The sequence below is a fragment of the Peribacillus sp. FSL P2-0133 genome, from assembly GCF_037975445.1.
In the GTDB taxonomy this organism is placed as follows: domain Bacteria; phylum Bacillota; class Bacilli; order Bacillales; family DSM-1321; genus Peribacillus; species Peribacillus simplex_E.
Map to the genome: position 1 here is coordinate 4,338,895 of NZ_CP150254.1, position 24,293 is coordinate 4,363,187.

25 protein-coding genes are annotated in these 24,293 nt (G+C 42.6%); 3 read left to right on the forward strand and 22 right to left on the reverse strand.

Features of this window, described 5'->3' with window-relative positions:
- Window positions 1-9 precede the first annotated feature (9 nt).
- Entirely contained in the window at window positions 10-327 is a 318-nt protein-coding gene (locus tag MKY17_RS20835; protein WP_339200545.1) for a hypothetical protein, read from the forward strand.
- A 50-nt stretch (window positions 328-377) separates the two neighbouring features.
- Here the strand turns inward: MKY17_RS20835 and MKY17_RS20840 are convergent, their stop codons facing one another.
- Window positions 378-1,223 carry an MBL fold metallo-hydrolase gene (locus MKY17_RS20840; RefSeq protein WP_098369919.1) on the reverse strand — a complete coding sequence of 282 codons (846 nt, stop codon included), beginning with the start codon at window positions 1,221-1,223 and terminating at the stop codon, window positions 378-380.
- Between the two features lie 139 nt (window positions 1,224-1,362).
- Window positions 1,363-2,001 carry a tRNA (guanosine(46)-N7)-methyltransferase TrmB gene (trmB, locus tag MKY17_RS20845; protein ID WP_098369918.1) on the reverse strand — a complete coding sequence of 213 codons (639 nt, stop codon included), beginning with the start codon at window positions 1,999-2,001 and terminating at the stop codon, window positions 1,363-1,365.
- A 241-nt stretch (window positions 2,002-2,242) separates the two neighbouring features.
- Between trmB and MKY17_RS20850 the strand changes: the two genes are divergently transcribed.
- Window positions 2,243-2,518, forward strand: a complete 276-nt coding sequence (locus MKY17_RS20850) for a YtzH-like family protein (protein ID WP_034309293.1) — start codon at window positions 2,243-2,245, stop codon at window positions 2,516-2,518.
- Here the strand turns inward: MKY17_RS20850 and MKY17_RS20855 are convergent, their stop codons facing one another.
- From MKY17_RS20855 to MKY17_RS20890, 8 genes are all read right to left on the reverse strand, one after another.
- Complete coding sequence (locus MKY17_RS20855; protein ID WP_063232868.1) at window positions 2,519-3,301, reverse strand: phosphotransferase family protein; 783 nt, start codon at window positions 3,299-3,301, stop codon at window positions 2,519-2,521. It abuts the gene before it with no gap.
- A 291-nt stretch (window positions 3,302-3,592) separates the two neighbouring features.
- Window positions 3,593-4,624 (reverse strand): diacylglycerol kinase family protein, encoded by a 1,032-nt coding sequence (locus MKY17_RS20860; RefSeq protein ID WP_142323938.1) that lies wholly within the window; start codon window positions 4,622-4,624, stop codon window positions 3,593-3,595.
- A complete protein-coding gene (locus MKY17_RS20865) occupies window positions 4,536-5,543 on the reverse strand; it encodes a hypothetical protein (protein WP_098369916.1) in 1,008 nt (335 codons plus the stop codon). Before MKY17_RS20865 ends, MKY17_RS20860 begins: the two co-directional genes overlap by 89 nt.
- 21 nt (window positions 5,544-5,564) lie before the next feature.
- Window positions 5,565-6,122: an RNA 2',3'-cyclic phosphodiesterase gene (thpR, locus tag MKY17_RS20870; RefSeq protein ID WP_339202430.1), complete on the reverse strand. Its 558-nt coding sequence runs from the start codon at window positions 6,120-6,122 to the stop codon at window positions 5,565-5,567.
- Between the two features lie 230 nt (window positions 6,123-6,352).
- The gene (locus MKY17_RS20875) at window positions 6,353-7,591 is read right to left on the reverse strand and encodes an Nramp family divalent metal transporter (RefSeq protein WP_144549190.1); all 1,239 of its coding nucleotides are present in this window, start codon (window positions 7,589-7,591) and stop codon (window positions 6,353-6,355) included.
- A 212-nt stretch (window positions 7,592-7,803) separates the two neighbouring features.
- The gene (gene dat / locus MKY17_RS20880) at window positions 7,804-8,658 is read right to left on the reverse strand and encodes a D-amino-acid transaminase (RefSeq protein WP_339200548.1); all 855 of its coding nucleotides are present in this window, start codon (window positions 8,656-8,658) and stop codon (window positions 7,804-7,806) included.
- Between the two features lie 21 nt (window positions 8,659-8,679).
- Window positions 8,680-10,092 (reverse strand): dipeptidase PepV, encoded by a 1,413-nt coding sequence (gene pepV / locus MKY17_RS20885; protein WP_144549186.1) that lies wholly within the window; start codon window positions 10,090-10,092, stop codon window positions 8,680-8,682.
- Between the two features lie 155 nt (window positions 10,093-10,247).
- On the reverse strand, window positions 10,248-11,585 hold the full coding sequence (locus MKY17_RS20890) for an MATE family efflux transporter (RefSeq protein ID WP_098369912.1): 1,338 nt from the start codon (window positions 11,583-11,585) through the stop codon (window positions 10,248-10,250).
- 463 nt (window positions 11,586-12,048) lie between these two features.
- Here MKY17_RS20890 and MKY17_RS20895 point away from each other — a divergent pair, with 463 nt between their 5' ends.
- Entirely contained in the window at window positions 12,049-12,783 is a 735-nt protein-coding gene (locus MKY17_RS20895; RefSeq protein ID WP_098369911.1) for an SDR family oxidoreductase, read from the forward strand.
- 84 nt (window positions 12,784-12,867) lie between these two features.
- Here the strand turns inward: MKY17_RS20895 and MKY17_RS20900 are convergent, their stop codons facing one another.
- From MKY17_RS20900 to MKY17_RS20955, 12 genes are all read right to left on the reverse strand, one after another.
- Complete coding sequence (locus MKY17_RS20900) at window positions 12,868-13,353, reverse strand: DedA family protein (protein WP_098369910.1); 486 nt, start codon at window positions 13,351-13,353, stop codon at window positions 12,868-12,870.
- Between the two features lie 259 nt (window positions 13,354-13,612).
- Complete coding sequence (lepB, locus tag MKY17_RS20905) at window positions 13,613-14,161, reverse strand: signal peptidase I (RefSeq protein ID WP_192206107.1); 549 nt, start codon at window positions 14,159-14,161, stop codon at window positions 13,613-13,615.
- A 94-nt stretch (window positions 14,162-14,255) separates the two neighbouring features.
- Window positions 14,256-14,639 carry a DnaJ family domain-containing protein gene (locus MKY17_RS20910; RefSeq protein ID WP_179890984.1) on the reverse strand — a complete coding sequence of 128 codons (384 nt, stop codon included), beginning with the start codon at window positions 14,637-14,639 and terminating at the stop codon, window positions 14,256-14,258.
- A 189-nt stretch (window positions 14,640-14,828) separates the two neighbouring features.
- Window positions 14,829-16,724 carry an immunoglobulin-like domain-containing protein gene (locus tag MKY17_RS20915; RefSeq protein ID WP_339200550.1) on the reverse strand — a complete coding sequence of 632 codons (1,896 nt, stop codon included), beginning with the start codon at window positions 16,722-16,724 and terminating at the stop codon, window positions 14,829-14,831.
- A gap of 176 nt (window positions 16,725-16,900) precedes the next feature.
- Entirely contained in the window at window positions 16,901-17,311 is a 411-nt protein-coding gene (locus MKY17_RS20920) for a DUF4064 domain-containing protein (protein ID WP_098369906.1), read from the reverse strand.
- A gap of 532 nt (window positions 17,312-17,843) precedes the next feature.
- Entirely contained in the window at window positions 17,844-19,292 is a 1,449-nt protein-coding gene (gene cobA / locus MKY17_RS20925; protein ID WP_339200553.1) for a uroporphyrinogen-III C-methyltransferase, read from the reverse strand.
- 13 nt (window positions 19,293-19,305) lie between these two features.
- Entirely contained in the window at window positions 19,306-20,121 is an 816-nt protein-coding gene (locus MKY17_RS20930; RefSeq protein WP_098369904.1) for a uroporphyrinogen-III synthase, read from the reverse strand.
- A gap of 542 nt (window positions 20,122-20,663) precedes the next feature.
- Window positions 20,664-20,936, reverse strand: coding sequence for a hypothetical protein (locus tag MKY17_RS20935; protein ID WP_098369903.1), 273 nt, complete (start codon window positions 20,934-20,936; stop codon window positions 20,664-20,666).
- A gap of 139 nt (window positions 20,937-21,075) precedes the next feature.
- On the reverse strand, window positions 21,076-21,786 hold the full coding sequence (locus MKY17_RS20940) for a DsbA family oxidoreductase (RefSeq protein WP_144526518.1): 711 nt from the start codon (window positions 21,784-21,786) through the stop codon (window positions 21,076-21,078).
- 74 nt (window positions 21,787-21,860) lie between these two features.
- Window positions 21,861-22,316, reverse strand: coding sequence for an Rrf2 family transcriptional regulator (locus MKY17_RS20945; protein WP_098369901.1), 456 nt, complete (start codon window positions 22,314-22,316; stop codon window positions 21,861-21,863).
- Window positions 22,317-22,463: 147 nt separating this feature from the next.
- The gene (locus tag MKY17_RS20950; RefSeq protein WP_339200555.1) at window positions 22,464-23,228 is read right to left on the reverse strand and encodes a TIGR03943 family protein; all 765 of its coding nucleotides are present in this window, start codon (window positions 23,226-23,228) and stop codon (window positions 22,464-22,466) included.
- Window positions 23,228-24,241, reverse strand: a complete 1,014-nt coding sequence (locus MKY17_RS20955) for a permease (protein ID WP_098369899.1) — start codon at window positions 24,239-24,241, stop codon at window positions 23,228-23,230. Before MKY17_RS20955 ends, MKY17_RS20950 begins: the two co-directional genes overlap by 1 nt.
- Between the last annotated feature and the right edge of the window lie 52 nt (window positions 24,242-24,293).

Sequence of the window (24,293 nt, forward strand, 5' to 3'; positions counted from 1 at the left end):
GAGAAATCAATGAATTGGAAAACGTTTTTACTAGGTACTGCAGCAGGGTTTGCTGCTGGCTATGCGACAAAACAACTATTGGATCAATCAAGTAAACCTTCTCCCGATAGAGTCTTGGCCCAAGTGAAGGAAACAGTTAAAAAGGATGGAAATATATTTGGCTCATGGATCTTGATGAAGCCGGAGAATTATACAAAAAATGACTTGGACTATGAAGTGTACAAAGGCGGGATCACTAGAAACACAGAGGGTAAAAGCGAGCAATTCGAGTTTGTTGCAGATGCATCAACAGGAACGATATTGGAGCTTAATGCGCAAAATGATTGAAACAACAACAGGAGGGCCGTCAAAATGACGTCCTCCTTTTGCTTTCCCTCTTATCGCTTCCGTTTCAATTCGGCTATTATCTCCTTACCCGTTACATCCCATTTGATGGCACAGTATTGGGCATCATGATAAAAGCTATACCAGGACCCATTTTCCAGTCCGGATTTCATCCACTTTTCCTTCGCCTCGATGGAAGTCATGGGATAATCGTCATAAGCGAGGACCCAGAGGACATTCGCATGCGCGTGCGTCGGCATGATATCTGCCATGTGAATCAATCTATCCCCACCATCCTCAATGATGATGATCGCATGTCCATCACTATGCCCCCCGGTATGGATCATTTTAATGCCGTCCGTAATTTCCTGCTCACCTTCAAAAGGACGTACAAGAGAAGCGACAGCCTCCCAGTTTTCTGCCCAATATGTACTTTTTGAACGAATATTCGGGTTTTTCATTTCCACCCATTCAGTTTGGGTCGTAATGATTTCTGCACGCTCGAAAACAGGCACCCAAGTTTCACCTTCACGTTTCGTCAAACCGCAGGCATGGTCGAAATGTAGATGGGTCATTAAAATGTAATCGATATCATTTGGCTGAATCCCAAGTCTGCCAAGATCTTCGACAAGATTGGATTCCTCCGTCACCCCAAAATTCCGTTTCTGCTTGTCATTCAGCTTTCCATTGCCAATACCGGAATCTATAAGCATGTTCAATCCATTGGCCTGCACCAAAATCGGATCCGTACGTAGCTCGATTTGGTTATTTTCGTTAACAGGATACTTCTTGGCCCAAAGCGGTTTCGGTACAACACCGAACATCGCACCGCCATCCAAGTGAGTCACACCGCCATTCAACCATGTTAATTTAATTTCCCCTATTTGCATCGTTTCCATTTTACCCCTCCTCTTCCTTTAGTTTAACACCCACTTCCATATATTGAAATCGATAAAGATCAAGTCACCCTCCTGAATGAAATACACCGCCTTAACAAGAAAAAAACCAGATGCTGTGCACCTGGTTTTTGATCGATGATTATTGGAACATTGCTTCCAATCGGTATATCCGGTTGCCTTTACTCGAGAACTTTTCTTCATATTCAGTCATGATGTTGCCTTCAAAACTGCTATTGTGAAGATCAAGGCTTACATATTTCAAGAGCATGCCGTACTCGGAAATACTTTTCAAAGAAGATTCGAATAACCCTTGGTTATCCGTCTTGAAGTGAATCTCGCCTTTGTCTGGCAGGATGCCTTCATATACTTCGAGGAAGGTCTTGTATGTTAACCGACGTTTTGCATGACGTGATTTCGGCCATGGATCAGAGAAATTCAAGTAGACGCGGTCCACGTCACCTTTTGCAAAATAGTCCCCTAAGTTCGCTGCGTCAACATTCAACAGCCTTAAATTTGGAACATCCGCTTCAATCAGCAAGTCCAAAGCAGCTACAATGACGCTTCCATATACTTCAATTCCAATGAAATTCACATCAGGATGGGCTTTTGCCATTTCTGTGATGAAACGGCCTTTTCCCGTACCCACTTCAATATATAACGGATTATCGTTACCGAAAACTTCATGCCATTTACCTTTATGGCTCACTGGTTGCTGAATTACATATTGTGGAAAATCATTCAAACGGTCTTCAGCCCAAGGTTTATTTCTTAAACGCATGATGACACCCCTATTTATAATATAATCGTTCAAACCATAACACGAGTGCATGGATTCCCGCAAGTTGATTTTTTCAGGAAACACACAACGAACAAATAAAAAAACTGCCGGCCATCCAGGCGACAGTCTCTGTAGTTTTCATGTATAAAACTTTCAGCAAAACACACCATAAATAAGTGAAGGGCAGGCGACAACCACCTGGGAATCCCTTGAATCATATTTAAGAAAGGAGAGGTATTATATGCCGCTTTCCCATGAACATCAAATGTCACTATTGAAAGATATATTGACCAACCATCAAACAGACTGCTGCGGATCCGTTTCTGAATGTGAACAGGTTGAAAGGCTAGTCAAATCCTTAATGATCAATATGGAAATTGACAGCAATGTGAAAACGATACTGACGGAGATTTACGAATACAGTCAAACAGGCATCGGTACTGCCGATTTAGATGCACATATTTCAACCCACCAAAACGACCTGTCCCAGTGGGTGGATGATATAGATCAATTCTGATCAGCCAACCATCAATAATGCTTCCAGCTTTTGCAGTAATTCATTTCTTTCCTCGTAACGCTTTCTACGATGATGCCATTGGATGGAAAGCACAAGTTGTGAAACCGTGTGCCATTTCATCCTCATCTCCAGGCCTGCGTCAAGCTTCTTGCCGTAACGGGCAAGCCATTGATTCCATTCTTCCCTTGGGACATAAGAATACAGGAGTATGCCGAGGTCAATGGCCGGATCGCCAATGACCGCTCCGTCCCAATCAATCAGGAACAATCCGTCAGTTTCGGTCATGAGCCAATTATTATGGTTCACATCACAATGACAGACGACTTTTTCGTCGCATTCAATCAACAGGAGATTATTCTGTAAAAAATGGATGGCCTGCTTGATAATCGGAATATCCGTAACATCCGAAGATAACCCGGTTTCTATGTCTGTAAGTATACTTTCAGGTCGTAAAGGGGATTTCCCAAGCCTTTTGAGCATGCTTAACAAAGGATCGGATTGATGAATTTTTTGAAGCAGCTTTGCGACTCTTATATTGTTCATTTCCTGCTGAGATAGCTCCCTGCCTTCCATCCAATGCTGGGCCGTAATTACATCCCCATTTTCCAGGCGTTTTGTCCACATTAACTTTGGAACAATGCCCTCAGCCGAAAGAACAGCTAAAAATGGCGATGAATTTCGTTTAAGGAAGAGCTTCTGCCCCTCTTTCTCGGCAATAAAGGCTTCTCCCGTAGCTCCTCCGGCAGGGGATATATCCCACTCCTGACCTAATAAATGTTCCAACTGGTTCACCTTCGATTTCCTCGCTTAATCATACAAATGTGGGTACGTTCACCTAGTGTATGTATTACCACTACTTTGAGTCCATGTTTTATAAAAAATCCGCCTGCTGGCGAAGCTGCATATATACTTGCATCGGGATGATACCCGCAATTAAAAACATCCTCATTTAGAGAAATAAAAAAATAGCTATTGAGCAATTAAACAATAGCCATAAATTAAATTTTAGTTGAAAAACGGTTTCTTCGTCAAGTACTATAAAACGATTATACGCATAAAACAAAAACAAATAAATCATTTCATATTTTTGTATGGGTTATTACCCTTGAACATGACGCGGATTTTCTCTTTCAGAACCACTGCAGCTACTTCATGCGTACCAACCATTTCCCCATCAGACTGGATTTTTACTGACCCTTGATTCTTCATTTTTATCATTTTACCGGCAAAAGAATCAACATTTTTCATGCTTAGGTGACCGCCCCAAAAAACGGTGATGAAGACGGTCAATAATTTCAACAAAGTAATATCATGGACCGCAATCACGTTCAACCTGCCATCATCCAGCTTCGACATCGGTGAAATTTTCATCCCACCGCCAAAGTAGGGCTGGTTCGCAATAACAATGAACCAAACCTTTTTCAAAAGATGCCGCTCACCATCAATGATCAATTCCATGCAACTGGGCTTGTAAGTAAATATCTTTTTTATAAAAATGAACAGATAAATTAATTTACCCGCCCTGACAAAATTAAACCATTTTTTCAGAGCGGAACGTTCTGCTTCATCGGAAATTTCAGCATCAATGCCCATTCCCAGGCTGTTCACGAAATAACCCGCCTTGCCATTCGTCTGAAACCGTCCAATATCAATGGCACGGAAGGCATTATCCTGAAATAAAGAAAGAGCTTCTTCCACACTCTTAGTTTTTTGAATGCCCCTTACATAATCATTGCCGGATCCAGCCGCAATGGAACCGATGATAGCGTGAGGGAAATCAATGGCGCCATTTAACATTTCATTAATCGTGCCATCTCCCCCGACAGCGATCACCCTGGTATCCTGATTCGTCCCTGATAGAATTTCCTTCGTCAATCTTAGCGCATGCCCCTTTTCACGTGTAAAGAACACCTTATGGGGAACAGCTTTTGATTTCAATATTCCCTCGGCTTTTTTCCAAATCTTCAAACTCTCTTCATTTCCAGCCATTGGATTGACAATGAAATATACCGTTTCATTAAGGCGCGGCATGCTCATTTCCTTCTGTTTGGTTATGATCGGCTTCCCATTCAGGTCGCAGGCTGGATGTAGTTTGGCAATATTCAAGCAATGCCTGCGCCCCTTTTAACTGCTGTGCCTTAAGAGGGGACGATATAGCCCGCATCCTTTCAAACCATTCCGGGAAGGTCCGTTTATCCAACATCGTAATATCATAAGGTGCTTCGGGATAATCGACATATCCATTCCGGGATAAAATCACCTTTTTAATCGGCATGTTCACTTCATATAGCTCAAATAACTGGGAGACGATGTTCGTCATTCGATTTGCACCCAACAAAGGGTTGAGCACTTTTTTATCAGGATGCTTATGATGCCTGCGGACCCAGAACCGTTCACTCGAACCGATGAAAGCAGCGTCTTCTTCCGCTTCCAGAAAAGTGATGCACCAAGCCTCAACAGGGGTCAATAAAATGACTTCGACTTCAACAGGTGCATTTTTCAATAGAAAGATAGGTTTATATAATACGAGAAACGTATCCGGAAAACGCTGCAGAAAAAAGCGGAGCCTCTCATCCAAAAAGAATGATTGGTCCACAAATGACTTTTCACGAAGCGTCGAACTCCCCCATTTCATTTGAAAACGGAGTAATTGATTTAAAAAATTTTGCTTTAATTCATCCAGACTGGCCGGTCGGAACGGAAATCTTAATGAAAAAACATTAGTATCTTCAACCTGGTTCGGTATTAGCAGTTCTTCTGCCTCTGCCTCCTGTTTACCTGTCCGGTGGAATATGCCTTTCACCTTATTAAACAGACCCTTTGACTCTTCCTGAGGCGGATCAAATTTGACCTGTGTTTCACTTTCAGTATGTTCGCTATACAACCGAACCAGCTCGCCCGCATTATAAGCAGCCTTCAATTTATTCCATTGCTGTTTTTTCAACCGTGCAAATTGTGTTGGATAATGATAAATATCCTGCTCATACCGGGAAATATAATCCTGCATCTTTATGAGCTGTGCCATTCGACCACCACCCATCTCTTACTATTTTTGAAGGTTTATCGTGAAAATCTTTTCATATGAAGGGGAAGCTCCAAGATGTGTTTGATATAACGCAACCTGAACTGCTTCAAAATGCTTATCCTCCAAATTCGCTATCTGGCGAACGCTCTCCAACGAAAAGGGACTATCCCCCTCGAATTTTCTTGCAAGCGTAATATGAGGCTTAAACGGCTTTTTATCAAGTTCAAAACCTGCTTCGATACAAGAAGTATAGACTTTCCTTTGAATGGCAAAAAGCCTTTCTTGCTGCTTGATGCCTGCCCATAGAATCCTTGGACTCTCACTCTTGCCAAAACCGCCGATAACACTGAGTTCCAAGCCGAATGAGGCCTCATTGGCAAGCTCGTTTTCCACACGCCCCAAAGCATCCTCTTTCAATGTATCGGGAGCATTGCCCAAAAATGCCATCGTAATATGATAATCGGCTGGATGCAGCCATTTCTTAAATGGAAAGTCTTGCTTTAGTTGTTCCGTAACAGCATTTAAATAAGCCTTAATATCATCAGGCAATACTAAAGCAAAGAAAAAATGTGTATTCATGGTCACTTACATTCCTTCCTATTTTCCCTTTAATTTTACCATAATCCCCATTGCGTATACCTTTTCTTGGGCATCCTAATAAATATTCCCTCCATCAGGAATATTCCCAATCTACGGATAATACACAGATCCAGGCCGGTTTTTTCGGGCTGGGTGGATAAAACGAAAAAGTCAGCAAAAATAAAACAAAAAAGGACCAAAAAATTGGTCCTTCCCTGCCATTTCTTCCTTTAGCTGAACAGTGTTTCGTATAGCAGGAACAAGTTCAGTCCAATGATAAGTACAGCTATAAGCCAGGCGACGCTCGAGGTGATTTTATGGTTGACCAGGCTGCCCATGATTTTTTCATTGCTTGTAAACATGATCAATGGCACTAAGGCAAACGCGATGCCAAACGAGAGTACAATTTGACTCATCACAAGTGCTTTGGATGGGTTCACTCCCCATAATATTATGAGCAGGGGCGGAACGGTGGTGATGACCCTTCTTAAATAAATCGGTATATGTCTTTTAATGAATCCTTGCATGACTACATCACCTGTCATTACACCAACGGATGAGCTTGATAAACCGGCAAATAATAATCCTACTCCAAAGAACATCGCGACTGATGGTCCAAGCATCGCACCGAATTGTTGATAAGCAACATCCAAGTCCTCTACAAGTATTCCATTCTTATGAAATAGGGCAGCTGAAACTATGACCATGGCGGCATTGATCGCGCCTGCTATCAACATGGCGATGACAATGTCAATTAGCTCAAAACGATAAATCCTTTTTCTTTCCATATCGTTTTTTCCGACTATTCTTCTTTGAGTCAAAGAAGAATGAAGGTAAATCGCATGTGGCATAACGGTGGCTCCAAGCATACCGGCCGAAAGTAAAATACTGTCCACTCCCTCGAACTTTGGAGTGAAGAGTCCTAAAACAACGGCTGAAGTGTCAGGTTTTGCATAAAAAACTTGAGCACCAAATGCTATCACAACGACAAATATCATGACCGTGATCAGAGCTTCGAATGTTCGATAACCTCTGCGCTGGAATTCCAGAATGGCAAAGGAACCAATCGCTGCAATTATTGCCGATGTGATAAGCGGTAAGTCAAATAGCAAATAAATCCCTAGTGCAGCTCCTATGAATTCAGCTAGGTCGGTTGCCATTATAACGGCTTCGGCCTGAATCCATAATAAGAAAGATGTTTTTTTCGAAAATCTTTCCCTGCATAGCTCTGGAAGGTTCTTTCCAGTGGCTATCCCCAATTTAGCTGATAGTGATTGGATTAGCACAGCCATTAAATTGGATGCGAAGATAACCCATAATAACGAATAGCCATATTTTGATCCTGCTGTAATATTGGTCGCATAATTCCCTGGATCAATATAGGCCACAGCAGCTATAAAGGCAGGCCCTAGATAGGGAAGAAGTTTTTTTATTCCTCTCGAAGAAGATTGATGCAACACATCGGACATATCTATGTCAACTCCTTTTTATACGCAACTCAAATTGTTGTGGTAGGTAAACTTTTTAGGTTATTAGCAATTATATTCCTGGTTCTTGAAAATGTCAAAAAGGGAGGATTGCATAAGGTGGTAATTAACGTAAACGGGGATTCGGTGATGGCCATCTGCTTCGGCTACACATATAAAAAACCCTTTGCCAATAGTGGCAAAGGGGCTTTTATTTATTTAACGGAACCGCATTGCTTCTCGATTTCCTCGGAAAACAGTTTCTGCAGTCTTTTGGTTATCGGACCGGCTTCCCCGGCTGCAATCGCTTGGCCATCGATATTTATAATTGGTGTCACTTCGACGCTTGTGCTTGTATAAAGGACTTCGTCGGCTGCCATCATGTCCTCGACGGTGAAGGCTTCCTCGACATATGGAATCCCATGATCAGCGCAAATTTTCAGCATCACCTGACGGGTAATCCCATTCAGGATCAAGTTTGTGGCCGGATGCGTTTTAAGTAGTCCATCCACCACGATTGAGACATTGGACGAACTTCCCTCCGTCACCGTACCATCACGATGCTGGATCGCTTCATCACAGCCGGCTTCTACAGCTTGCTGTTTAGCCATTATATTACCCAGTAGATTTAAACTCTTGATATTACAGCGCAGCCAGCGTATATCGTCGGTGGTAACAGCCTTGACCCCTGGCTTTATTTTTCCTGTATAAGGCATTTCCTTGGTATAGGCAACAAAGACCGGTTCCACCTCAGCAGTTGGAAATGAGTGTGTACGCGGAGATACGCCCCTTGTCAGCTGCATATAGACGATACCGTCCTTCAGTTGATCTTCAGCGACCAGCTCTTCCATGAGTGCTTTGATTTCCGCTGCAGTAAAGGAAACTTTCATCTGTATCAACTTCGCACTGTCCATCAGCCGGTTAAGATGCATCTCCCCCGCAAATAATTCGCCATTATAAACCCGGATGACTTCATAGACGCCATCACCGAATTGATATCCCCGGTCTTCAATATCTACCTTTACTTCGTGCCTGCTTTTAAGGTCGCCGTTAAAAATGATTTTCCCCATGTCTTTCTCCCTCTTTGCCTCTTATTTAGCCAATTCATGAATGGCACGTGCATAAATGGACGTAGCCTTAAGCATATCTTCAATATCAATATATTCATCTTTCTGATGCGCAATGTCTTCGCTGCCTGGGAAAAGCGGGCCAAATGCAACGCCTTCTTTCAATGAACGGGCGTAAGTGCCGCCGCCAATCGAAAGGAGTTCAGCTTTATCACCTGTCTCCGCTTCATAAACTTCCTGCAACGTCTTAATCAAGAAGCTTTCACTGTCCACATAATGTGGAGTTGAATGCGAATTGGTCTTCACTTTCAAATTATATGCCGCAAGTCTTTCTTCCAATGCCGCCTTTTGTTGTTCCCACTCAAATGTCACCGGATAACGCATGCTGAAACCAATCGAGCTGTCGCCTTGTTTAGAATAATTGAAAACGCCGGCATTGACCGTCAATTCTCCTGTTTGCTCATCCGAATAAGCCACACCTAAATTATTTCCGCGGGAATCTTCAAACAAACGATCCTTTATGAAAGTGAAGTAGGCTTTCGCATGCGGATCAAGAGTAAGATCAGTTAAAAATACGGCTAAATGCAGACCTGCATTCTTTCCATTTTTCGGTTCCATCGCGTGTGCCGAGACACCATTCATTTCAAGCAGCACTTGATTTTTTTGCGGAACTGCTTGGCCCATCAATGAGTATTTTTGCAAATAATCCTGATAGTTTGCCACCACTTCAGCAGGGTTGGCCGCTTCCACAATAGCCGTAGCAAAATCCGGTACCATATTCGTCCTTCGACCTGAAGAAAATTCCATAACATTCACTTCAGAGTTCGTGCCATTTCCTGCATCGGCAGGGTGTATAACCGAGAAATCCCAGATTCCTTTTTCCGCACTGATGATCGGGAAGTCAGCATCTGGTGCGAAGCCGATCGAGGGCATTTCCTCCACTTCAAAGTAACGGTCAACGCAGCGCCAGTTCGATTCTTCATCGGTTCCAATGATCATCCTCACACGTTTGTTCAAAGGTTCTCCTAGCTCCCGGACCAGCTTCATCGCATGATAGGCAGCCATCGTCGGCCCTTTATCATCGATTGCCCCACGAGCATATATGCGGCCATTGCGGATTTCAGCGCCGAACGGATCCGAACTCCAGCCATCTCCCTCAGGTACCACGTCGACATGGCATAATATCCCGATTAACTCCTCGCCTTCACCCATTTCGATATGACCAGCGACATTATCGACATTTTTAACAGTAAAACCGTCTTTTTCGCCTAATTGAAGCATGAAATCAAGCGCTTCCTTCACCCCTTTACCGAATGGGGCCTCCTCTGTCGGATGTTCTTCATCCAGTACACTTTTTATTTTCAATAAGTTTTGTGTGTCCAGTAATAAGTCCATTTTCCGTTTTTCAACTTCTTCTCGCCAATTCAATTCACTCAAAATACGACAACTCCTCTTTTATATATATTTTTCATTTTATCACTTTTACTACCTGATTCGCCAAGCGTTGCTACCTATTCTTCGTATTCCCGTATTATCGCCAACATAAAACTACCGATAAAATTCCCTGCATTAATAAAAAACACCCTCTTTTATTAAAAAGAAGATGATTTCATTAGACTATCAGCATCCATAAGCTTTGTTACTTTTCGGTTCAGCCTTGGGATGTATAATGCTAAAAACACGGAACGTCCTAAACTGAAAGCCAGGAATGCAAGCCATAATCCATGATTGCCATTATGCGGGACAGCCATGAATTGGACAAATAGAAAAGCCAATAGTGCAAGGAGCATTGAGTTCCTAACTGGAACGGCTTCTGTCGCACCGGTAAACACTCCATAAAAAATGAGTCCGATAAAGGCACTGAATGGGAACAGGACTATCCAAAGTCCATATTCATGGGCCAGTTCGATGACGCCGGGAATGTTCGTGAAAAGGAGAATGACCTTATCGCTGAATAGATAGTAAGATGCGGCAAGTATGAACGAAGCATACAAGCCCCACCGCGCCGATAGTGAGAGTGTTTTTTTATAAAGGTTTATATCTCTCGAACCAATCGCCTTCCCGACCAGAAGACTCGACGCGTTCGCGAAGCCATCAAAGCAATAGGCCATCAGGTAATGGATTTGAATGAGTACGGCATTGGCCGCCAGTGTCTCTGTCCCGAAAGTGGCTCCCTTGGCCGTAAAAAGATTGAAAACCGTGATCAGGCAAATGGTCCTGATGAATAAATCCCTGTTGACCACCATCATTTTTTTCAGGGAAGCCCGATCGAACCCCTCCCGGAATGAAAATGAATCCGGTACGTTAACCGCTTTTCGGATGACCCACAAGCCCAGCAAAAAAGCGGAAATCTCTGATATCAATGAAGCGGCAGCAACCCCTGATACAGACCACGAAAAGCCATTTACAAAAACGAGGCATAAGACAATATTGATCAAGTTCATGAAAACTTGAATGAACAAAGATGTTTTTATCCTGGATTTCCCGATTAACCAGCCTAAGATGACATAGTTCAATAATGCAAAAGGTGCACCCCATATCCGGATGCCGAAATAATCTGCGGCAAAGGCGGAAACGTCCGATTCCGGACCGATTGCGCCTAACGAGATATTCAATATGGGTTTTTGGATCACGATAAAAAGCAGGCCGATGATCGCGGCAATGAAAAAAGGCCGAATCAAGGCCATCAGGCTTTGCTTTTCATCCCGTGCCCCCTCCGCTTGTGCAGCAAAGGCAGATGTACTGACCCGTAGAAAACCAAAAAGCCAATACATCGTATTAAAAATTATGGTTCCGACAGCCACCCCGCCAATATAAGCGGGATCACTCAACTTTCCAACCACAGCCGTATCGACCGCACCGAGCAAGGGCGTACTCATCGTCGAAATCGTAAGCGGGATGGCCAAGGAAAGATACACTCTGTTATTCATAAAATGATGTCCTCCTATGTACATAAAAGTTCTGAAAAGTTAGAATTGGAATCGCGTTATAAAAATTTGTATTCAAAGTACAAAAAGATTGCAGTATTCAATTTTAATTACTATAGTTGAACATATGGTGCTCCCCGGCATGCATGAGATGCCTCTACAAGATTACTTGTGAATCGTTTCAAATAGAACGGGTAAAGCTATTTAGATATTGATAATTTACGGTTTCAATATAAGAAGATTGAAAGATTGATACCGCTTTCAACCTGCACAATTATGGGAAGTCCATTTTTTACAGGCATACATGCACTTTTTATCGACCAAGAAAAAGGAGATTCGTAAGCCGGAAAATAAAATGCTTGACGGATTCTTGAAGGAGTTATAGTATTGCTCGTTGATAATATAACTTTTGCACTATGCTTGAACATATATTCATCGTTATAACAACTAATTAGGAGTGATCATGATGGGAAGATTGACTGATAAAGTAGCCATTATCACTGGCGGAGCATCTGGTATGGGCAGGGAAATGGTAGACCTATTCACAAAAGAAGGAGCACAAGTCATTGCTGCTGATATCAATGAAAAAGCTGTAGCTGTTGTGAATGAACTGGATAATGTCCATGGAACTGTACTTGATGTATCTTCAGATGAAAGCTGGAAAAAGGTGACCGATGAAGTTATCGCTAAATTTGGCAAAATCGACATTTTGGTAAACAATGCCGGTATCTCAACAGAAAAAGGCATTAACGATACGACATTGGCCGATTGGCAGCTAATGTTAAGCATCAATGGATTTGGACCATTCCTTGGAATGAAACACGTTGTTCCTCACATGGCTAAAGAAGGTAAAGGCGCAGTTGTAAACATTTCTTCCTTCACTGCTCAAATCGGAATGGGCTTAAACTCTTACTCAGCTTCAAAAGGTGCCGTTCGTGCTATTTCCAAGGCTGCCGCAACGCAATATGGCCGCATGGGCGTCCGTGTCAATGCTGTATTCCCTGGTATCATCGAAACACCAATGACTCAAAAATTAGAAGAGTCAAAAGAGTTAGTGAACCAAATGATCAAAGCAACTCCATTACAACGTTTGGGTCACCCGGCGGATATTGCAAATGCAGTGCTTTATCTAGCATCCGATGAAGCTTCATACGTAACTGGTGCCGAGCTTGTCATCGACGGCGGATACTCAGCTCAATAAGCAGAAATGGAAAATCCCGTTTCTAAAGATCCAGAAACGGGATTTTCTGATTCCAATAAAGAAATTTGGGTAAGTTGAAATGAGTCACGTTAACACACCAATGAAATAACCAAAAGTCGTAAATACCAAACACCAGCTGAAAGCCCCTGCTCCTGCAAAAATAAAGTACTTGCGTTTCCCCATTCCATTCATCCCGGAAATGTAACTGGCGAAGTGACGGACTCCTGGAATGAAATAGGCTATGATGATGGTCCAAGGACCGTATTTATTGAACCATTTCTCCAATCTCTCCAACCTCGCGGGGGTCATTTTGATCCACTTACCATGCTTCCTCAAAAAAGGCTTCCCCACCTTTTTTCCGATGAAATAACTGACAAGCATCCCGGATATCGAACCAAGGAAACTGACAAGGAATGCTCCCTGGACATTCAAAACGGAAATGGATGACAAATAGCCGACAAAAGTCATCATGAACTCATCAGGTACCGGCAAGCCAATAATCCCAATGGCCAACAGTCCATATATCGCAAAATAACCATAGTTTGATATTAAATCTTTTACAATATCCATCTAAAGTACTCCATCTCAGCACCCTTTTTTAAAGTAATCCATATTTTACACGGGCCTGGGTAACGTGATTACTTCTTTTTAATAGGATAACCTAATTTAACCCAAATGAGTTGATTTTCATAAAAAAAACAGAAAAAAAAGAAGAATGGACACGTTTTTTGTTGAAATACCTGTATGATAATACTAATCAATGTTTCCTCTTTACGTAAATGAATAACGGCAACAATAAAGCGGACTCGATACCCGAGTCCGCTTCTTCTTAATTCACAAGCTTTATTTCATTGATTGGCCAATACACTAGATTCGCCTTGCCGACAATTTCATCGACGGAAATCGTGCCTATTTCACGGCTATCCAAACTATTTTGGCGATTGTCCCCCATAAGGAACAACTGGCCTTCCGGCACTGTCATGCTGCCTGTAATATCCTCCAGCTTGAAGGATTCAGTCAGCGGCACCCCTGCCATCTGATTCTTATATTTGTCCAAGTATGGTTCTTCATAAGCTTTCCCATTAATATAAAGCGTATCGTCTTTATATTCAATATGGTCACCTGGCAGACCAATTACCCTTTTTATATAATCTTTATCTACCGTTGCATGAAAAACGACAATGTCAAACCGGTCTATATTATCGATATTCGTTCCAAACTTGGTAAGAACAATTCTTTCGTGGTCTTGCAGAGTCGGCATCATTGACTCACCGTCCACGACAATCGGTGCAAAAATATACGTTCGAATTAAAAAAGCTAGAATGACTGCAATCAATATCGCTTTTATCCATGAAAAAACTTCTTTTCTTTTTTCCAATCGAAGTCCCTCTCTCTGTTTTTTATTCATGTCATTATATCATAATCCATTAATGATCACGTCATACAAATACCCGCATTTTACACATTATCAATTACTTCCATTTTCCATACTGGATTTCGATGCTTTCCAACTCTATTTCCCTGCGCTGCATTTTGGCTGGACAAATTGCATTATATGTACGGACTTTCTCATTTATTTCAGCAATTCGTTTCTTAATTTCAGATTCAGTTCCATTCATTTTTTTCAATCGAACCAATCCTGATAGCTCTTCCCGAATTTCTTTTTGCCATTTTATCCAAAGCGGAAGGTAACCGGCATCCATGGCCTTCGTCAAGAAGTTGTCATATATATTTCCCGATAGCGCCGACTCCGGAAGCGGTTTTCCAAAGCCAGGATTATTCTTCAGCCCGCCGTCTCTTTCATATTCCTTAAAAATCTGATCCATCCAGTTCACATGCCCTTGTTCTTTGCCCATAAACAATCCCCCTTCAGATCACTTCGCATTACATGTATTTACAATTATAACATTTTTATCAATATTCGCTCCACCCTGGAGGATCAATCCTTGAACACTTTCTACTATTATATATGCATATCTTTCAGCCAAACACATTCTGACAGCCAAAAAAAGGATTCCCCTATTGCGGGAATCCCATTTTGCCTTCTATTTAACTGTGATTTTCCGTTTTACTTCTGCCTTGTTCTTCGATTTATCCGTAACTGTGTAAGTCAATGTATAGGTGCCTTTTTTCTTCGTATTCACAGTCCCTGTTATTTTGATCTTACTTGTTAAACTTCCATCAAGATTATCTTTCGCGGATACACCTGATTTAGGATTGAATGTCGAGTTATAGGCAATGGTTTTGCTATTGGCACCGGAAATGACCGGCTTGGTGCTGTCTACCGTAATCTTTCTTGTGACTGTCGCAGTATTTTTCGATGAATCAGTGATTGTATACTTTAATGTATACGTTCCTTTTTTCTTTGTATTCACCGTACCTGTCACCTTTATTTTACTAGTCATGTTGCCATCCAGGTTATCTTTCGCAGATACGCCTGATTTAGGGTTGAATGTCGAATAATAGCCAACGGTTTTACTATTGGCTCCCGAGATGACTGGCTTGGTGCCATCTATCGTGATCTTTCTTGTGACTGTCGCTGCATTTTTCGATGAATCGGTGACCGTATACTTCAATGTATAGGTCCCCTTTTTCTTCGTATTCACTGTACCCGTCACTTTGATTTTACTAGTCAAGCTGCCATCGGCATTATCCTTGGCACTCACGTTTGTTTTTGGATTGAATGTAGAATTAAGTTTGATGGTTTTATTCCCGGCACCGGAAATCACCGGCTTGACTTGATCATAAACGGTTATTTTCCTTGTGGCCTTGGCAACATTCCCAGCTTTGTCAGCTACCGTATAAGTCAAATTATAGGTGCCCACTTTCTTGGTATCCACCTTACCTTCCACACGTATGGCACTCGTTAAGTCACCATCTTTATCATCCTTCGCCTTCACGCTGGTTTTAGGATTGAAAGTTGAGTTGAATGGTATCGATTTACCAGCTGCCCCTGAAATCACAGGTTTATTCGTATCCTTGATGGGCACGACAACCGATGGACTATTGGAGATGTAAGCCGATGAAACATACCCCTTAATACTCTTGTCCTCCGTTTGTACTGGGTAAAAGACAAATTTATTTCCCTTAGATTCGTGATAGTCAAAATTCCCTGTGATGGTCAAGCTTGTATTTGGCGGCACAAGTACTGCACCTGCCGTAGTGCTTATTTCTTTCCTGATATTCGCACTGGATGTCGTCACAACTTTGTCTCCTGCCTTGAACCAATAAACAGAGTCATGAGTTTGATCTGTCAGTGTGTATTCAAGATTTTTAAAGATGATATTTTCGGTGCTTTCCCGGTCATATTGAAAGTCCGTTGTTTTGAATGGATATTCGGCCAGTTTTGTGCCATCCAAATCCAAATAACTTTGTTTTTCTATCTCAGCAAAAACTTCCTCTTGGTAGGCATTCGGATTTATTTTCCCGTTTTCCTGGTAAAGAGGACTGTTAACCGGTTTTGTCCCATTGTATGCCATTACAGGGAAATACCAATTTTCGATGACCCTTCGTCCTGCACCTTTGATCTTGGGCAAATCCCTTCTTGAATACATATCACCCAGTACCTCGACGCCTGCCTCGATATTGTAGACTATATCATTTTCCAGCTTTTTCTGGTCATACCCACTTTTATTGGTAAGCTGCATAAGACCGATACCGCCATCGCCGGATATAATCGGTTTACCGTCCTCATTAAATTGCCTCCAATCCCCGTTTTCCTGCGTAGCCACCGCTTTTACAACTTCAGGGGGGATTTCGGCCTCAATTGCCGCATTCGTCAGTAAGCAGTTAATCTGCTTATGGGAAGGATTTACATTGGATTGAATCTCACCGAATGATGAACAAGCATTGGTTATTCCAGACTCCGCAAAAGCCTGTCCATTGAACAAACCGATCGTTAAACAGGTCAGTGCTCCAACCTTCATTAAAGGTATCTTCATCGATCGAACTCCAGTCTATTTATATTTAAATCTATAATAATAGTAACATGATAGACTGGTGATTGCAGGTATAAATAGGTATATTCCCCTAAAATATCCTCACAGCACAAAAGGAGCTTACCCGCATTTTCGGGAAAGCTCCTTTGTTTTCAAATCACACTATGTATTGTGTCGGATCAAACGATCACTTCCACCGGTTCCCTCGGCTTCCTTACAAGGCACATGATACCCGGTATGATGAAGAAAATAAGCGGCCAAACATGAAAGATCGTCAGAATGCCCGTAATGATCAATAAGATTCCGGCTCCCTTCGCTTTGCCGCCTTTTAATAGAAAGATAGCGATCAAACCGCCTGCCAATGCAATAAACAGCGATATGATTCCCGCCCATAGTATGCCCATGAACAACTTGATCGACATATCTACCTCAGACGAGGAAAACTCAGAATCTGTCATTAAAGAGTAGTCCATCATTTCTTTCATATCGATACTGTTGAGATAAACGGCCGCAATGATCGTCATGATTAAAAAAATCACAGCGATACCCACGCCTAAGATACTTAATACGAATTCCCATGTCCGTTTCATTTACTTCGCCTCCCTGGAAAAGTCACGTATATATAATACCCAATCTGTGAAGGAATAAAAGACTTTTATTCCTTACTCCTCAAAATCTTATGAGCGTCCATCATTTGGTAAAGTCGACCAAATCCATTCAACGCCCATCCCTGCCCTAACGACCCGAAGAAAGGGCCATCAGTCATCCCTTTTTTCAATCGATCATGTAATTCATCTCTTTTACTTTCCAGGTTATTCACCTTTGTCATATATTTTATAAAGAAATGGAACGCCTTCACAACCATTACGAATAACAGAACAAGCAGGGCAATGTAGAATAATTGCCATAAATATCGCCAATATTAAACATGAAGTCACCCCCTGTCATTGAATGTTAAACATCAATTCCGGAAATCCTCAATAATAGCAGTAGGTGAGGCTTTTCGAACTTTCCTAATTAAATGATAACACGATAGGCCATAACACTGAACGCAAACAACATTTCAACGGGTATGAATAACGAATCCCTTCCAAAGGAAATAGACTCTGTTTTTATCAGAGCCTAAAAAACTTTCCTATTCAAGATCAACTCCACCAATTGTTCGACAGACGGTTCTTTCGGCATCATATCCAATGTAAATCCATAGTCTTTAAGTCTATTGCCAGTGCTTTCCCCGATTACCCCGATGGAGGCTTGATTTAGCAGCCCTTCAACATCCACATCTGCCTTTTTCCCATATTGCATCAGCATATCAACTGAATGCCGATTCGAAAATAGTACCGTTCCGACAGCTATCCCGTCCAGCATTCTCGGAAGAATTTCAAGGAATCTTTCATCGACGAATTTATCGACTGATTGAAAATAGTCTCCGTCCCCATGAGCCGGATCTCTTTGATCTCTGTTTCGATCTCCAACAACCAACAGGGTTCCGGCTTCCGACATCTCGGATTTGAGTTCGGCCATCAGTCCCCGTTGCTGTAAAACTTTTTTCGATTTCCTTGATAACACATAAAGTTTAGAAGAAATCCGGCGGAAATCAATAGCATGTTCAGTGAGTGAATCCAAGAATCCATGGACACTTTCGGGCGAAGTGAAGAGAATCCGATCATACAAAAGAAAAGAGAGCAGCTGACTTTCATCTATTTTCACTTTGGCCGCATTCCATTTAGGAAACTCGATGACTTCGCCGCCAAGTTCATCCAGGGTTTCTGCCAAGGAACTTTTTGCCGTCCCGGTCCGGGCCACTAAAAACCGTTGCCCAAACAGTGGCTTCTTTTCGAACCATTGCAGTTTTCCCCTTAGTGAAATGATATCCCCGACCAAGGTGATCGCAGGATTGCCAAGCGACCTTTCACTTACCCTTTCGACGATATCATCCAAAGTCCCCTCGACACTTTCCTGTCTTCCATAAGTGCCCCATTGTATGACGAGTGCCGGCGTATTCCCCGGCTTTCCATGATTAATCAAATTTTCGCGGATATACGGAAGGTTGGCCACACCCATATAAAAGGCAACCGTATCTATACTTTTCACAAGCCCGTTCCAATCCATATCCTTCTTCGTTTGGTCATGGCCCGTCACCATCGCAAAGGAACGTCCATAATCCCGATGCGTGACGGGGACTCCCGCGTACATGGATGCAGCAATGCTGGACGTAACCCCCGGAATGACTTCGAATGGGATTCCCACATCTTTCAACGATTCAGCTTCCTCCCCTACTCTTCCAAAAACGGAAGGATCCCCGCCTTTCAAGCGAACGACCCGATGCCCTGCCAGTGCTTTGGAAACAAGCAGCTCATTGATTTCCCCTTGAGTGATGCCATTCGTATAAGGTGTCTTGCCACAATATATCAATTCACAATCGAGGGTGGCAGCCTCTAACAATTTGGGATTTAGCAATCTATCATATAAAATGATGTCCGCTTTTTCAATCGCTTTTTGACCTTTTACGCTAATAAGGCCCACATCACCCGGACCAGCACCAACAAAATAGACCTTGCCCTTGGTCATGCCGAACTCACCCCTATCTGCTTGCTATTCCATGATAATATTTCACCAGCTCCACCATTGCACTGCCCATCCGCTGATCTTCAGGATATATGACCCGCTCGATCCCTTCATCGATTACCACCTGTGCCGTTACCTTTCCGACCGCAAGAGCAATTACATCTGATGCAAACAGGTCGATTATCTTATCCTCCACACCTTGTTCACGGACAAATCTCATTAAATTTCGCGGCTGCGGTGCACTCGTGAACACAACCGAATCGATTTTGCCTTCAAGGATTTCTTGGATCAGCTGCTGCATCGTTTCTTTTTCGGGCGGTATATGTTCATATGGCAGGATTTCTTTATGTTCCACTTTTTGTTCATCCAACCAGTTCATCAAAAGAGGAGCCGGATCGCCGTGAAGCTGCAAAGCGACCTTTACACCTTTAGACAGATGACCTTCCAGATTGCGAACAAGCCCTGCCGTACTGCCATCATCATCCCGGATTAATGGCTGCAGGCCAAGCTTTTTCAGCATATTCACCGTTTTATAGCCCCTGGCTGCAATTTTCATAGACTGCAAGGCTTTTATGAAACGATCTCCCGCTTCCATCTTCACTGCCGTTTTATATAATAATTCCGTCCCCACTCCCGTCGTAAGGATGATCCAATCGAACTCCCCTGCCATCAACCGGGTGACATCCTCTTCCAAATGGGAATCATCCAGGAATACCGTCCCCTGTGCCGGGCGTACGAGCGGGACTCCCCCAAGATTTTGAACGATTTTACTAAGTTCTTCCGTCTTCCGCGCTCCCAATAAAGCAACGGTCCTGCCATTAAGCTTACTCATCCATGCCCCTCCTATATGTACATTCAATTAAATCCATCTCACCCATTATACAAATTTTCAGTCTTTGAAACTATAAAAAACGAATTCCATATCAAAATCAACGCTTTTTCTTTCTTTTATCCTATATAAATTCAATGGAAAAATGGATTAGCAGCATTTTTCTTCTTATTAGTCTCACCCTCGTGAGTTTCGAGCGAGTACTCGTAAGTTTCGAGCGTTTACTCGTGAGTTTCGAGCAAATACTCGTGAGTTTCGAGCGAGTACTCGTAAGTTTCGAGCGTTTACTCGTGAGTTTCGGGCTTTTACTCGTGAGTTTGGAGCAAATACTCGTGAGTTTCCAAGGAAGTAATATTTGACCTGGAGTTCACTCCAGGTCATTTCGCTTAAAGAACCAGGTTATGAATGGAACGTTTGTTAGAGTAGTAATTGTTAGTTCAATAAGAAATATCATCACATACGTAAAACTTCATTTCCCTATTTACCTTTCCTAGCCAGTAAAAAAGGCCGCCACCAGGACAGCCAGATACAAGATTTTCACTTTATTAACTTTTGTGAACGGCCCTTTGGGCAATATGCTCCTGTTCCTTTTTCACAAAAACATCATATTGAATTGTTTCATGGCGATTTTGAAAGTTTTCGGATCCTGAATTAATAGGCGTTTTCGTTTTGAATTGTATCCCTTCCCTTTCCAATTTCGCAACTACCTTAAAATAATTTTCATTCCCGAATGCCGTATAAATACATGTCCAATATTTATAGGAAATTATTTTGGCAGTTACTACACATGCAATCACGAAGACTAGTATTCCAATCATTATATACACCTTTTAGCTCCCTTTCATTTCGGACTTTTTCGAAAAACCATCCTATATACTATATTCTTTGCCATAAATAACATTTCCTTTATAAGTAAAAAAGGAGACCCAGTTTCGGGTCTCCTTCTTCATATCTGCATTATTTTTCCGGCACGCTACAGGAACCGTCCGTACAGGTGTCGCCTGTTGCTGGATCATTCACGATTGTAAGCGGATTTTCCTCAGCCCATACTTTTTTAAGCGTATCCAAGAATGCTTCTGTTGGCTGGGCGCCGGAGATTCCATACTTGCGGTTAATGACGAAGAATGGCACACCAGTAATACCAAGCAGGCTTCCTTCTTGCTCATTTCCCCTAACCTCTGCAGTGAATGCCGTTCCTGCCAGCATGGCCTCCGTCTCGGACTTTTCAAGGCCAACCTCTTCAGCCAAACTAGCCAATGTAGCGTGATCGCCAATATGTTTGCCTTCCGTAAAGTAAGCTTTAAATAGGCGTTCATTCATTTCTTTCTCTTTACCTTTTGATTCAGCAAAGTGCATCAAGCGGTGAGCATCGAATGAATTCGTTAAGACCACTTTGTCCAAATGATAATCGAGTCCCAATTCTTTAGCCTGTTGAGTCAGGTTTTGGCTGCTTGCTTCCACCTGCGCTTGAGACATGCCGTATTTCTTGGCCAGCATTTCATTTTGAGTCATATTGATATCCCGCTCAGCCTCTGGATTCAACTCAAAACTGCGAAATGAGACCTCTACCTGATCTTTATTTTCAAACTGCTTTAACGCCTCTTCGAATCGACGCTTTCCTATATAACAGAACGGACATTGATAATCCGACCAAATTTCCACCTTCATGTAAAAACCTCCTCATTTTAAATGCAATCGCATTAAGCACATTATATAATCCTGGGTATCCTCTTGCAAGGATATTACCCCAGACACTCATTTTCAAAATTGGTGAAGTCGACTTTTTTCATGAATTCTTCCAATGTATAGCCCTTTAGCAGGCGCAATGTTTCCTTTTCGGCTTCGTTCATGATCTCCTCCAATGCCGTATCCAGCTGCTTCCCGACTTCACCGCATTCGCTCGTTTCCAAACAAACAAGGCATTCCGGCCTTACCGCTTGATACACATCCGCCAAAGTAAGCTGAGACGCAGGCACCTTCAAGCTATATCCGCCTTCCCGTCCTTCCTTCGTTTCGACGATCCCCGCAGCTGCAAGCTGGGCCATCACCCTTCTTAAAAAAGTGGCGTGTGACTTCACCTTTAAGGCGATTGCCGAACTTGTCAGGAGCTTTTCGCTTTGTGCGAGCCAAACCAGAGAGTGAATGGCAATAGCGAAACGCGGCGGTCCGATTTGATTGTTTCGATTACCTGAAGACATGATTATTCCCCCTTACACCCTATCCATGGTAAGGCCATTATACTATGTTACGTGCTTCCGAACAAATGGCGCCGTTTCCGTTTTTTTCGACCGCAGCGCACGATTTTCCTGCTCGGCAAAAGCATCCTTTTTCCGGGTTTTCCAATTCTACTGAATGATTTGTACATTTTCATATAAATAAGCTTCTTCGGGTGCCTTTATTTTCTTCGACTCTTTTAAATCGATCACCGGTACGGGTTCCCCTTTATAGCTTCCTTTTTTTAATGTCCCTGTAATCGTATACCAATCATTCGTCTTCATTCCTTCCACGTTCCCGTTGACCATATATCCGTATAACGTCGCATCGACCACACAGCAGGACATGGAGAGGCGGGAGATGGCCATTTGTTTTTTCGTAAATTCATCCTCACGGTATATGAACCCCGAAATCTCTATTTCCTTCCCCTCGATCGTATCGAGGTTGTTCAGTAAATCATCCAGTACTTCAAAATAATTATCATCGGTTACGGAGATTTTCTCCCCATTCGCATGTTTCCCTGGATCATAAGAACTTACCATCTGTGTCTGCTGCTTCGCCAGCCCCCTTTTCGCCAGCACTTCGCCGCTTAATGTAAAATCGGTCAAGATGAAGCCCAGAAGAATCGGAATGAAGAACAAACTATATTTCAGGACCAGTGCCGACGAGGAAGACTCTCCATTCGATCCGCAATTACAATGATGTCCACCTTGCTTTTGTTTTTTCATTCTGAGAAGGCTGATCACTAAAAAGGCAAAAAGCGCCGCCAATGCATATGGAATCATTTTGGGTGCAATCAATTTCGTTAAATATCCTGAAACATACAATTTAAAGATCATGAGGCCCAGTCCAAGCAGCAGCAATCCTTCAAGTCTTTGAATAAATAAACGTTTCATCAGAAGCCCCCCTTACTGATCAATCCGCCTGCAATCAGGCAGAGACTGAATACGACTGCGAAAACAAGCAGGACATACGTGACGACGAAGCTCCGTTTAAAACAGGACATCATGATAAGGACATTTTTCAAATCCAGCATGGGACCGAATACAAGGAAACCGAGTAAAGATCCTGGCAGAAAACTATGGGAAAAGGAGGCGGCAACGAATGCATCAGCTGATGAACAGAGTGAAAGCACAAATGCAATTCCCATCATCAATGCCGTGCCTTTTATTGGTGCCTGACCAATATCCGCCATTACGGACCGATCCATAAACACTTGAAATACACTGGCAAACAAGGCCCCGATGATAAAGTATCTGCCGACCATAAAAAATTCCTGTGAAGTATGTTCCATGAAGCTTGTCCATTTATTACTGGACTGAATATCATGTTCATCCCCGTGAACCAGTTCCACTTTATCCTCTTTCACCACATCTTTCGTGCTGAATATATGAATGAATAAACCTGCGATGATGGCAGTCAGGACACAAAGAATGATTCTTCCATATAGAATGGCCGGATTATTTTGGAACGCATAATAAGTTGAGCCGAACACGATGACATTCAATATTGGGGCAGTTACGAGCAAGACAACACCTGCATGGACCGGGACACCCTTTTGAATCAATTTCCGGACGACCGGGATGATTGCACATTCGCAAACCGGAATGATCAGCGCCGCCCCTATCGCAGCAAAAATGGCCGTCAGGGGTCTTTTTGGTATCATCCGCTGAATGATTTCTTCACTGATGAACAACTGGATGAACGATGAGGCAATGGCCCCCAGGAACAGAAAAGGAATCGATTCTAAAAACAATCCCAAAAACACGACGAACACAGAGTGAAGCATCGGGTAGCCCGAGAGATCAATCGCTTTGGGAATGAATACATCGCCTAGGAAAAAGAATGCCAGCATCGAAAACAGCAGCATCACTAACAGCAAATTTGCCGTGTATCGTTTCAAAAGCATATTCTACCACCTCACAAATCATAATTATTACGATTTAAGTTTTGATTCGGTC